The organism is Gardnerella sp. DNF00753 (assembly GCF_049244275.1).
Lineage (GTDB): Bacteria > Actinomycetota > Actinomycetes > Actinomycetales > Bifidobacteriaceae > Bifidobacterium > Bifidobacterium greenwoodii.
Window position 1 is genome coordinate 1,452,309 of sequence record NZ_CP058393.1, and the last position, 12,531, is coordinate 1,464,839.

Below are 12,531 nucleotides of genomic sequence, written 5' to 3' on the forward strand. Positions count from 1 at the left end.
TTCTTATTTTTTGAAAATTAACGCAATGCTAATGCTGGTTGTAAACGCGATGCTTTTATTGCCGGCACCACACTTCCAGCAAGCGCTGTAATAAAAGCCGCAATAACAGCTCCAATAGCGGCTTCATATGGGTAAACTGGCGGACTAACGGGGCTTGCCGCATCCCAAAAACTTGATGCTATAGACACAAGACCAAAAGAAACAGCAACAGCAGCAATCGAAACTATTAGTGCTAAAATAATCGCACTGCCTAACACGAGTGAAGCAATCGACCATTTAGTAGCACCCAAAGCTCTGCGTATAAGCAGTTCATGCGTGCGCTGCTCCAACGATGCTAAACCAATATTGATTAAACCTAGCGCGGAAACAAAAAGCAATAATGCTGCTACGATAGCAAAACTTAATTGCAATACTATTATCACATTCTCGTAATCATCACTATTATCATGTCTTCTAATTTCGTTTACTTGTCCACCACAACAGTCGTAAAGAGCATCTGAAACATAAGATTTAATTGATTTTTGAGGACGATTTTCTTTATTCAACCAGTAGATTGAGCCTTGAACTTCTTTTCCAGAATATTCCCAAAGAGTTGGAGCGTAACGTAATAATCCTAGAATATTCACGTATACTTTTGCTGAGTCTACGCCATCGTTCACAACTCCAACAATCTTTATAGGACTCATTTGTGTTGTTTTGCGAGAAGTAATAAATGCTACTTCACCAATCTTGTATCTTTTGCTAGCAGATTGGTTTACTACCATTTCTAATGCGTTGCTTTTATCGCTATTACTAAACCATCTTCCACTTACAATAGGTAAGTTATAAACTCTGTTGTATCCTGCCGTAGTGTAAACAGCGTCAACATATTGAAGATTGCTGGTTTTATATTCTTTGCTTATTTTTACACTCTTCGAGGCTGGCATAGAAGCGCTAAACAGTAGTCCAGCGTTTGGTTGTAGCATAACGTTAGCGTTACGGTTTGCGGATTCAATGCGATTTAAGAATTTGTCAAATACTGAATATTCGTTAAAATTTTGTGCTGAAAAAGTAATCTCGTATGTTGGTCTACGACCGTTTAGCTGTTCGTTAGTTGCAATAAGATAGTCCTTACCAACCGTGCCAATAAGCACTGACGCAATAACAGCAATGATGCCGATAAACATTGAAAAACCTGTGAGGAAGGATCTCATAGGAGACAGGCGCAAATCTTTAAGCAGCATGATCATAAAGAACACCGCCTTCCATAGTAAAAATGTGAGAGCAAGAACGAGCTACTTTCATATCATGAGTGACCAATAGTAATGTTGTTCCAGATTCTTGAACACGATCATGCAACACTTGAAGCACTTTTTCTCCCGTACTACTATCGAGCGCACCAGTTGGCTCATCGCAAATAAGTAATTCGGGATTAGTAACGAGAGCACGCGCTATCGCGACTCTCTGCTGTTCACCGCCTGATAGACTTCCAGGGTATTCGTTTAGTTTATCTTGCAATCCAACAGCACATAATGCTTCTTCTATCGTTTTTCTTCTTGTCTGCTTGCTTTGTTGTAGTCCTGCGTATAAAAGCGGCAACTCAACATTTTCTCTAATGCTTAAATGCTTAATGAGAGAATAGTTTTGGAAAACAAAACCAATATTTCGAGCGCGCATATGCGATACTGTATTATCACTACACTTTTGGATTGACTTGCCAGAATAATAGTATTTTCCAGTAAAATTTTTATTCAAAAATCCAATAATAGAAATAAGACTCGTTTTGCCGGAACCAGACCTGCCAACTACCGCGTATGTTTCACCTTGATTAAGTAACATAAAGGCAGAGTTAACAGTGGTAAGCCATTCGCCATTGCCTAGTTTTACACGCGCTGACACGTCTTGTAGTTCAACCAGTGGAACAGGATTGTTCTCCATAATCATTGCACTCCTGGAATGAGATCAGGAGAAACACCTGCTACAACATCACCCTCATGCAAACCAGACGTAATTTCAATATTAGCGCCGTCACTGATTCCAAGACCAACTTCTTTACGCTCCCAATTATCGCCTTTCTTGTATGAGACTAATCCTTTTTGGACTCTTCCAGCAACCGCACTAACAGGCAGAGTTAGAACCGATTGTTTATGCTTGCCATTAAAAACAAGCGTCGCATTTTGGCCTGATTCTACTTCTGTGCTTTTATCTATTAAACACGTTAAAACTTTCGACGATACACTAGGCGTACTTTGCGCACTCGACTCATCTGTTTGAGTTGAATCAGCATTATCATTCTTGCTACTACCCGAAGCTGCAACATCGGTAGAAGTTCCACCGCTTTGTACTATTTGCAAACAATTGGTTGGTCCAACACTGTCTTCAACTTGGAAGCGACCTTTAACATCTGTAATATCCGCAGAACGAAGTAAAGCTTTTGCGTTAAGGCTTATTGAAAAACCTTCATATTTAAGAGTGAATAGCGGGAAAGATTTAGGCACGTCCGCAGATGATTCAGCTACTGACACAACTTTAGCGCCTACGGGAGCAATAATTTTGTTACCAGCATTGTAGCCTAGAACACTTCCAGCTTTTACAACACTTCCTGCTTTTACCGATGGAGAAAAATTCCCTCTACTTACAGCAGTGATAACAAAGGTAGACGATTGTTCTATTGCTGCTTTACCCGACACAACTTGTGTTAAAGGCTGTTTTTTGACTGAAACAAGTGGAACTGAATCATGTGATGCCTGCTGCTGACTATTATCAACTGCTCTACCAGAGCATGCAGTAAGCAAACACACTGGCAGAGCAGCGAACAAGAATACTTTCGTAAACTTACGCATAACACAAAGCTCCTTACTCTCCAAACTCGCAAACGCATAGGATGCGTCGAAACAAGCCTCTCAAACTGATCCAAAATAAATAAAGGGCTCGGTAATGCTGCAATTAACGCTTTTATGATTACCACTTCATTTAGAATTTCAGCTTTTGGTTAATAGCTTATAATCGCCGTAAAGAGTTTGCATCACACTAAATGATGATTTTATTTATGATTTTTGGAGCTTGCATAATACCAGAGAATGATTTATTTTGCATAGAGTTTATACACTACCGAGCGACTTACTTGCGCATAGCCTCAACCACATTGTGATTAAATCACTAAGCTTTAAGCGAACTTATTCGCTGCGGAGTAACCCCCGTAAGCTCCAAGCAACTACCTTTATACAATCTGCTTTGTAAAGGTTTTCCTAGACAAGATATTCATCATACAAATTCAAGTATTATTATTACTTAAATAATGCTTTTCTAAAGGAGCAGTATGATAGCAAAGCGTATTACTGTTGGCATTGTTGATGATGATTGTTTTTGTCTACACGGCCTAAAAACATATATTGAACAGGTTGTTCCGTCCTGCAATATTTGCTGGTTATCCGCGCACGCCGATCAAGCAATTCAGTTTTGTCAAAATCAATGCCCAGACGTGCTGCTAATTGACATGTATATGTCTGGGGTTTCGGGAATTAAAATATTATACGAATTGCGAAGAAGATACTCACTCCCAATAATAATTGCTATAACTTCATTCCCTATCAACGATTATGCTTTAAAAGCATCAACAGCAGGCGCGCAAGGCATTGTTGGAAAGAACCACCCAGAAACTATTTGCGCCATGCTTAGCAGTATTGCCCATGGCACGTTCAAGCCACAAATAATAGGCGATTTTCATTTTGACGACACGACGACAGCATTCCAACGTTTGCAAAATAAGCCAAAAAATGGACGCCTTGCTTTAACGGATCATGAGACTGAAATTGTAAAGTTGTGCAGTAAAGGAATGACTAATGCGCAAATCGCTAAACGTTTATTTGTTGAAACTTGTACTGTGGAAACTATCCTTCGTCGCGTGTTCAAAAAATTGAATGTGACAAATCGTTCACAACTTATTACCACATGGCTGCATGATGAATATTTAGGAAATGATACACAATGATTATTTTCTTAATGCGTCGTTTGCGAGAAAAGATTATTGACAATAAAACATTTTTACTATTGGGATGTTTGTCGAGCGCAATGGATGCATATATTTACTCAAATAGCGACAATAGCACAATACAACTTGTCATAGTTTACATGATTCTTGCTGCTATAAATTTGTTTCTTTGCTTGCTCCCGCATTTTATGAGCATGTGCTATATTTTTGTACACCTCAGCATTCTTGTTATTCCTAGTCTGAATCTTCCACCAGTAACTTTCGGGCTCATCATATCATTTGTTTTTATTTCGTATTTATATCCGATTCAATTTACACTACCTTTATTCTTAGTAATAGATGCATTACACTACGTTGCATACCGATACTTATCAACTTTGTCTTTCAAGTATCTTATTGCTTACCTTTTAATAAATATATTTTGCGTTTGCACTGGTATTATTTTGCGCATTTCTCACCAAAAAATGGTTCTTTATGAAAAAGATAAGCAAACAATTAATAATCTTCATCTGGCTGTGCGAATGCACGATAGATTAACTAATAAGATTGCAGATATTGCACTACAAAGTAAAATAGCATTACTTGACAAGTCTATTTCTAAAAAACAGCGAAGTGCTATTGAGGCAATAAATGATTTGGCAGATCAGGCTTTTGAAGAAGGTCATAATATTATCGACATTCTACGTGGAAATACTGCTAAGCAAGATGCTCGAAGCGAGTTTATTCAGCACATTGAAGATACACTACAAATGAACGACTCAATCAATACATCTTGTGGATTAAAAGGAAGATCCATATGCAATATATCTAGTAACGATATTCCTGAAAATATTAACGATGAAATCATCTGTGAAGTTATTGAATTAATCGAAGAACTATATTTGAACATGCGAAAATATGCTTCTTTAGTTTATTACATCAGAATTTCGATACGTAAAAAACAAATTGTTATAAAACAGTTCAATGTTCGATTTTTGGACAGGAAAAGTAAAGATGCAATTCGTTCAGTATCTCAAAAAGGACTTCTGCTTCATCGCGATACAATAAAGCATTTAGGCGGTTCACTCTATTTTCGAGCCTTTGGTAAGTATTGGGAATGTAATGCAGTTATTCCTTTCAAAAATGAACATAACTGTATAGATAGTATGCTTTACTGATTCAGTTTAAAAGATTAATGAATCTTAAGCAGTTTTAGTTAGTAATTATTTGTAAAGGTTTTCATATACAAGATATTGTTTACCTTTTAGCACGCCATTAATTTATAAATTGTCAAAGTTTTATATACACAATTATTTTCTTGTATTAGAAGGAGAAGAATATGAGTAATTTAGAAGATACAAAAGCACAAATTCCGTCCGTATTTTGGACAATAGCCAATGGTGTATTTCTTGCTAGCGGAATTGCGCTGATTGTAATGCGTAATGATTATCTATGGGGAGTGCCTCAAATTATCGCTGGATTATTTGGTCTTGCAACCATGTTTCTCATTAAAAAACCGTGGTGCGCGCAGCTATATTTTATCGTATCTTCACTAGCTGTAATAGCAAATGGGCTTATGGAAATATTCGGCATAATCCACGGATCTGGATACGGTTATGTTCCGCTGATTATTGGCATAATCGTGCTTCTATTTATAGGCCTTGACAAGGATGAAAGTTCAAAAGCTCTTGGAATTGCCAAGAATAAATAAAAGCATTAGACTACGATTTTAACTTAAAACATATCGCAATTTTCAAAGGCCAAGCTGTAAACATGCATCTTACGACTTGGCCTTTGATTATTTATCTGTTAATGATTTGTTTTGCATAAAGTTTATACACTACTGAGCGACTGATTTGCTCAGAGACTAAAGCATATTGCATTAAATCACTAAGCTTTAATCGAACTTATTCGCTGCGGAGTAACCCCCGTAAGCTCTGCAACATCACGAACCGTCAAGCCCTGATTCCTTAGTATGCGAACCGTTTCACGCATAAGCATAGATGCCTCTTGCTGAGTTTTTATAGCTGCCGATTTTGCATCTAATTTATCAATTAAGTAAATAGGCATTGCATATAAAAATCGTATAAATCTATAACCGCAATGCGCGCACTTCTATCTGATATTTTCCAAAGTACTTTGGGTTTTGCAAGATAGATTGGTTTTTGTGGAACTACTTTTCTTGCGCAAGTTCGATTGGCGGATGCTCCGCGCGGAAAGTATTTACGTGCGCTTCAGACGCATACCCCAGCGCAAAACCAGTAATCAGCGCATACTCCGGCGGAATGTCGAATACTTCGTCAAGCGGTGAACGCCACGCGGCAAGAACGCCAAGCGGGCATGAATCTACGCCTTGCTCTTTAGCAGCCAACAGTAACGTTTGCAGCATAATTCCAGCATCCAGCGCAGAAAACGGCAGAAAATCGCGGCGAACAAACACAAATCCCATAACTGGCGCACCGAACGCCTGGAAGTTGCGCAAAGTGTGAGCATTCCGAGCAGGAAAATCTTTACGATCAATATTTAAATGTTTATACAACGCCAACCCTAAACGCGCACTGCGCTCTTTAAGTGATTGTGGATACGGAGCCATTACAGGAAAATCTCCATCCGGCTGGCTCATTTTCTGGGCTATAAGGCGCTCTTCTTCGCTAAGGGTAGCGTCTTTAGTACGAAACATTGCTTTGCATTTTTGCGTATATGCATCAATAAGCTGCTGCTTTAGTTCCCCTTGAGCAATAGCTAGCATGTATCCACGAGTGTTGGACCAGCTCGGCGATTGTGCAGCTGTTTGCAAAATAGTTTCAAGAATTTTAGAATCGACTGGTTTATTTAGAAAATCACGTGCAGAAAATCGCGACTTTGCGAGTGCTTCAAAAGTTTGTGTAGTCATGTCTTTTAGTATATCGCACCAAATACGCACGCAGTACTTTTCTCGAGTTTGCGCTACGGCCTGCCGAAGCGCTGCGATTTAGCGCGCGCTGGCCATTCTTCGGACACTGGTGCAGTACGTTTTCTGCGCGCGTGTCTCTGTTGTCTGTTTTGACGTTATTTTGGAACATTCTCCTTAGTTTTTCTCCGGCGTTTATTGTTGTTTTGGCGTTATATGGAAACATTTGCCGTAAGTTTATGCCAGCGTCTCGAGGATTACAGATAACAGTAGTGTGGGAATAAAAAAAGCGGGGAACAATCAAGTTCCCCGCTAATCAAAGATTAATGCGGCAGCGTGCTAGTCTCCCACACCCTATCGAGTGCAGTACCCTCGCCGTGTCAGGCCTTAGCTTCCGGGTTCGGAATGGGACCGGGCGTCTCACCTGAGCCATGACCACCGCAAAACTATATTATACACTCACAAACCGTGAGTGGCAACGTGGCGGTTTGGGAACCGGACATGAACGCGAGCAATAAAAGCTTTTACTAACCAATCGTTAAGCGAATCGTTTAATACTCCATGATGCTAGAAAATAATACTCAAGTTTCAAACCAGCCCCTTCTTAAAAAGCAGAAGGGAAGAATGTCACCATCGCCCGTTAGTACTGGTCAGCTCCACCCCTTACAGGGCTTCCACGTCCAGCCTATCAACCACGTGTTCTACATGGGGGCTCACACACTAAAGTGCAAGGAATGCTTATCTTGGAGCAGGCTTCCCGCTTAGATGCTTTCAGCGGTTATCCCTTCCGAACGTAGCTAACCGGCGGCGCCACTGGCGTGACGACCGGCATACCAGAGGTTCGTCCACCCAGGTCCTCTCGTACTATGGGCAGGTCTCCTCAACATTCCAACGAGCGCAGAGGATAGAGACCAAACTGTCTCACGACGTTCTGAACCCAGCTCGCGTGCCGCTTTAATCGGCGAACAGCCGAACCCTTGGGACCTGCTCCAGCCCCAGGATGCGACGAGCCGACATCGAGGTGCCAAACCATCCCGTCGATATGGACTCTTGGGAATGATCAGCCTGTTATCCCCGGGGTACCTTTTATCCGTTGAGCGATGCCACGTCCGTACGCCGGCACCGGATCACTATCTCCGACTTTCGTCCCTGCTCGACCCGTCAGTCTCACAGTCAAGCCCGCTTGTGCGATTACACTCAACACCCGATTGCCAACCGGGCTGAGCGGACCATTGAGCGCCTCCGTTACTCTTTAGGAGGCAACCGCCCCAGTTAAACTACCCGCCAGGCACTGTCCCTAACACGGATAACGTGTCGAGGTTAGACGCCAGATATGGAAAGAGCGGTATTTCACCTGTCGACTCCACGCAAGCTAGCGCCCGCGCTTCACAGCCTCCCGCCTATGCTACACGATCCACACCTAACGACAATACCAAGGTATAGTAAAGGTCCCGGGGTCTTTTCGTCCTTCTGCGCTTAACGAGCATCTTTACTCGTACTGCAATTTCGCCGGGCTCCTGGCCGAGACAGTGGGGAAGTCGTTACGCCATTCGTGCAGGTCGGAACTTACCCGACAAGGAATTTCGCTACCTTAGGATGGTTATAGTTACCACCGCCGTTTACCGGGGCTTAAATTCACCGCTTCACCGAAGCTAACGGATCCTCTTAACCTTCCGGCACCGGGCAGGCGTCAGAGCGTATACAGCGGCTTACGCCTTCGCACGCTCCTGTGTTTTTGGTAAACAGTCGCTACCCCCTAGCTTGTGCCACCCCCAACAGCTCAACAGTGTGAAACCATATCACCATCAGGGGTCTCCCTTATGCCGAAGGCACGGGAGTAATTTGCCGAGTTCCTTGGCCAGGATTCGCCCGATCGCTTCGGTATACTCTACCAGACCACCAGTGTCGGTTTAGGGTACGAGCGGAATCACACCTCACGTTGAAGCTTTTCTTGGCAAGCAGGATCACCGGAATCAGCCTTACAGCCTACCCATCACGCCTCAGCTTTAACATCCCCCGGATTTACCTAGAGGACAGCCCACACGCTTAGCCACGGAAAACCACCTCCGCAGCCGGCTACCTACCCGCGTCACTCCCACGCTAACCTACTACCGATACGCTCCCAACACAAACAAGCCAACAACCCCGAAAGGAAGCCAGCCTGTAAATGAAGGTTAGTACTCTCAGATTCAGTTCGAACGGTGTAACACCGGTACGGGAATATCAACCCGTTCATCCATTCGACTACGCCTGTCGGCCTCGCCTTAGGACTCGACTCACCCGGGGACGACGAACGTGGCCCCGGAACCCTTAGTCATCCAGCGGACGGGATTCACACCCGTCTCTCGCTACTCATGTCTGCATTCTCACTCCTGTAAAGTCCACGACACGTTCACACGGCCGCTTCACCCCTTACAGGACGCTCTCCTACCCCGCATGAAACAAATCATGCAGCCGCGTCTTCGGTGGCGTGCTTAAGCCCCGCTACATTGTCGGCGCGGAACCACTAGACCAGTGAGCTGTTACGCACTCTTTCAAGGATGGCTGCTTCTGAGCCAACCTCCTGGCTGTCTATGCGACTCCACATCCTTTCCCACTTAGCACGCGCTTCGGGACCTTAGACGACGATCAGGGCTGTTTCCCTTTTGACGACGGAGCTTATCCCCCGCCGACTCACTGCCGTGATAAACCTAACAGGTATTCGGAGTTTGGCTGCTATTGGTACCCGGTATGGGCCCGCAAGCATCCAGTAGCTCTACCCCCTGTAAGCAATAACACGACGCTGCACCTAAATGCATTTCGGAGAGAACCAGCTATCACGGAATTTGATTGGCCTTTCACCCCTAACCCCAAGTCATCCCCCCAGTTTTCAACCTAGGTGGGTTCGGTCCTCCACACGGTCTTACCCGCGCTTCAACCTGCTCAGGGCTAGATCATCCCGCTTCGGGTCCAGGACATGCGACTAAAACGCCTTTTAAAACTCGCTTTCGCTACGGCTCCCCCACCCGGGTTAGCCTCGCCACATACCACTGACTCGCAGACTCATTTTTCGATAGGCACGCCGTCACCCCACAAGAAGGCTCCGACGGATTGTAAGCGCACGGTTTCAGGAACTATTTCACTCCCCTCCCGGGGTGCTTTTCACCTTTCCCTCACGGTACTAGTACACTATCGGTCAGACAGGAATACTTAGGCTTACCCAACGGTCTGGGCAGATTCACGCGGGATTCCACGAGGCCCGCGCTACTTGGGAATAAGCATAAAGAGACATCGCACGACAAGCTACGGGGCCATCACCCTCTACGGCTGGGAATTCAATCCCATTCACCTAGCACGACATTTTATCACTCTTCTCAACCCCGTCAGAGGCTGAACAACCAATCCCACGACCCCGAATGCGCAACACCTGACGGTTATCACACGCACCCGGTTTAGCCTGATCCGCTTTCGCTCGCCACTACTCACGGAGTATCCTTTCCTGCAGGTACTGAGATGTTTCACTTCCCTGCGTACCCCCCACAAAAACTGTGGTGACCACCCATAACAGTGGCCGGGTCTCCCCATTCGGAAATCCTCGGATCAAAGCCCACTCGGCAGCTCCCCGAGGCATATCGCAGCCCGTCACGTCCTTCATCGGTCCTGTCTACCAAGGCATCCACCATACGCCCTTACCAGTGACACACACCAGTAAGAAACCTAACAGCAAAATTCTCTAGACAACAAATCATCACACTAAACGATCACAAAACGATCAAGACGACTCCACCAAAATGGAGCCGGTCGAAAATCAGTAAAAGCAAAAACATGAAACCCTAAAAAGAATCTCACATAATCACTCGCGTCCACTATCCAGTTCTCAAACCACCACAACACCACAAAACCCAAGCCAACACTAAAAAGCATCAACCTGAAATCCTGTGAGTCAAGGACCGCAACCCCAAAACAAAGGGGGGTGGCAATCCGGGAACCCAAAAGCATGCCCAACATACTCATTCAAAAAACGTTAACTATTGTTTTCCACACCAGTAACCACACTCATCTGAGCGTGCACAAAAACTCCGTAGAAAGGAGGTGATCCAGCCGCACCTTCCGGTACGGCTACCTTGTTACGACTTAGTCCCAATCACGAGCCTCACCTTAGACGGCTCCATCCCAAAAGGGTTAGGCCACCGGCTTCGGGTGCTGCCCACTTTCATGACTTGACGGGCGGTGTGTACAAGGCCCGGGAACGCATTCACCGCGACGTTGCTGATTCGCGATTACTAGCGACTCCGCCTTCACGTAGTCGAGTTGCAGACTACGATCCGAACTGAGACCGGTTTTAAGGGATCCGCTCCATGTCACCATGTCGCATCCCGTTGTACCGGCCATTGTAGCATGCGTGAAGCCCTGGACGTAAGGGGCATGATGATCTGACGTCATCCCCACCTTCCTCCGAGTTAACCCCGGCGGTCCCCCGTGAGTTCCCGGCATAACCCGCTGGCAACACAGGGCGAGGGTTGCGCTCGTTGCGGGACTTAACCCAACATCTCACGACACGAGCTGACGACGACCATGCACCACCTGTGAACCTGCCCCGAAGGGAAACCACATCTCTGCAGCTGTCAGGCACATGTCAAGCCCAGGTAAGGTTCTTCGCGTTGCATCGAATTAATCCGCATGCTCCGCCGCTTGTGCGGGCCCCCGTCAATTTCTTTGAGTTTTAGCCTTGCGGCCGTACTCCCCAGGCGGGACGCTTAACGCGTTAGCTCCGACACGGAACCCGTGGAATGGGCCCCACATCCAGCGTCCACCGTTTACGGCGTGGACTACCAGGGTATCTAATCCTGTTCGCTCCCCACGCTTTCGCTTCTCAGCGTCAGTAACAGCCCAGAGACCTGCCTTCGCCATTGGTGTTCTTCCCGATATCTACACATTCCACCGTTACACCGGGAATTCCAGTCTCCCCTACTGCACTCTAGCCCGCCCGTACCCGGCGCAGACCCACCGTTAAGCGATGGGCTTTCACACCAGACGCGACGAACCGCCTACAAGCTCTTTACGCCCAATAATTCCGGATAACGCTTGCGCCCTACGTATTACCGCGGCTGCTGGCACGTAGTTAGCCGGCGCTTATTCGAAAGGTACACTCACCCGAAGGCTTGCTCCCAATCAAAAGCGGTTTACAACCCGAAGGCCTTCATCCCGCACGCGGCGTCGCTGCGTCAGGGTTTCCCCCATTGCGCAATATTCCCCACTGCTGCCTCCCGTAGGAGTCTGGGCCGTATCTCAGTCCCAATGTGGCCGTCCGCCCTCTCAGGCCGGCTACCCGTCGAAGCCTAGGTGGGCCATTACCCCGCCTACAAGCTGATAGGACGCGACCCCATCCCATGCCACTAAACACTTTCCCAACAAGACATGCGTCAAGTTGGAGCATCCAGCATTACCACCCGTTTCCAAGAGCTATTCTGGAGCATGGGGCAGGTTGGTCACGCATTACTCACCCGTTCGCCACTCTCACCAGTCAGCAAGCTGACTAGATCCCGTTCGACTTGCATGTGTTAAGCACGCCGCCAGCGTTCATCCTGAGCCAGAATCGAACCCTCCACGAAAAACTTCAATGAAGAGCCAACATAAGGCTCCAATATAAAAGAAAAAGACGAGACATTCTTTAAGGAAAGAACATCCCAACAAAAACCTCACCACCATTTAA

Annotated in this window: 8 protein-coding genes, 3 rRNA genes and 1 pseudogene; 3 read left to right on the forward strand and 9 right to left on the reverse strand. The window is 45.6% G+C overall.

The features are described from left to right. Nucleotides 1-17: 17 nt before the first annotated feature. The 3 genes from HXT33_RS05810 to HXT33_RS05820 are packed head-to-tail and all read right to left on the reverse strand — an operon-like array spanning nt 18 to nt 2,822. Nucleotides 18-1,229: an ABC transporter permease gene (locus HXT33_RS05810; RefSeq protein WP_421786960.1), complete on the reverse strand. Its 1,212-nt coding sequence runs from the start codon at nt 1,227-1,229 to the stop codon at nt 18-20. Beyond that, complete coding sequence (locus tag HXT33_RS05815) at nt 1,213-1,923, reverse strand: ABC transporter ATP-binding protein (protein WP_421786962.1); 711 nt, start codon at nt 1,921-1,923, stop codon at nt 1,213-1,215. The genes HXT33_RS05810 and HXT33_RS05815 overlap by 17 nt, the downstream gene beginning before the upstream one ends. After that, entirely contained in the window at nt 1,920-2,822 is a 903-nt protein-coding gene (locus HXT33_RS05820) for an efflux RND transporter periplasmic adaptor subunit (protein WP_421786964.1), read from the reverse strand. The genes HXT33_RS05815 and HXT33_RS05820 overlap by 4 nt, the downstream gene beginning before the upstream one ends. A gap of 476 nt (nt 2,823-3,298) precedes the next feature. Here HXT33_RS05820 and HXT33_RS05825 point away from each other — a divergent pair, with 476 nt between their 5' ends. The 3 genes from HXT33_RS05825 to HXT33_RS05835 all read left to right on the forward strand — a co-directional run bounded on the left by HXT33_RS05825 (nt 3,299) and on the right by HXT33_RS05835 (nt 5,660). Continuing rightward, complete coding sequence (locus HXT33_RS05825) at nt 3,299-3,970, forward strand: response regulator transcription factor (protein ID WP_004137067.1); 672 nt, start codon at nt 3,299-3,301, stop codon at nt 3,968-3,970. Continuing rightward, a complete protein-coding gene (locus tag HXT33_RS05830; protein WP_421786967.1) occupies nt 3,967-5,127 on the forward strand; it encodes a histidine kinase in 1,161 nt (386 codons plus the stop codon). The genes HXT33_RS05825 and HXT33_RS05830 overlap by 4 nt, the downstream gene beginning before the upstream one ends. Nucleotides 5,128-5,288: 161 nt before the next feature. Next, nucleotides 5,289-5,660 (forward strand): hypothetical protein, encoded by a 372-nt coding sequence (locus HXT33_RS05835; protein ID WP_004112863.1) that lies wholly within the window; start codon nt 5,289-5,291, stop codon nt 5,658-5,660. A 179-nt stretch (nt 5,661-5,839) separates the two neighbouring features. Here the strand turns inward: HXT33_RS05835 and HXT33_RS05840 are convergent. The 6 genes and pseudogenes from HXT33_RS05840 to HXT33_RS05865 all read right to left on the reverse strand — a co-directional run. Beyond that, nucleotides 5,840-5,995 (reverse strand): annotated as a pseudogene (locus tag HXT33_RS05840) (helix-turn-helix domain-containing protein); the annotation flags it as partial. A 127-nt stretch (nt 5,996-6,122) separates the two neighbouring features. After that, a complete protein-coding gene (locus HXT33_RS05845) occupies nt 6,123-6,842 on the reverse strand; it encodes a nitroreductase family protein (protein WP_421786969.1) in 720 nt (239 codons plus the stop codon). A 323-nt stretch (nt 6,843-7,165) separates the two neighbouring features. Continuing rightward, nucleotides 7,166-7,282: ribosomal RNA gene (rrf, locus tag HXT33_RS05850) — 5S ribosomal RNA — on the reverse strand. Nucleotides 7,283-7,460: 178 nt separating this feature from the next. Further along, nucleotides 7,461-10,521 (reverse strand): 23S ribosomal RNA (locus HXT33_RS05855). Between the two features lie 50 nt (nt 10,522-10,571). Beyond that, a complete protein-coding gene (locus tag HXT33_RS05860) occupies nt 10,572-10,832 on the reverse strand; it encodes a hypothetical protein (RefSeq protein WP_421786897.1) in 261 nt (86 codons plus the stop codon). Between the two features lie 71 nt (nt 10,833-10,903). Beyond that, a 16S ribosomal RNA gene (locus HXT33_RS05865) occupies nt 10,904-12,430 on the reverse strand. Together the 16S, 23S and 5S rRNA genes form the textbook arrangement of a ribosomal RNA operon. Nucleotides 12,431-12,531: the final 101 nt, after the last annotated feature.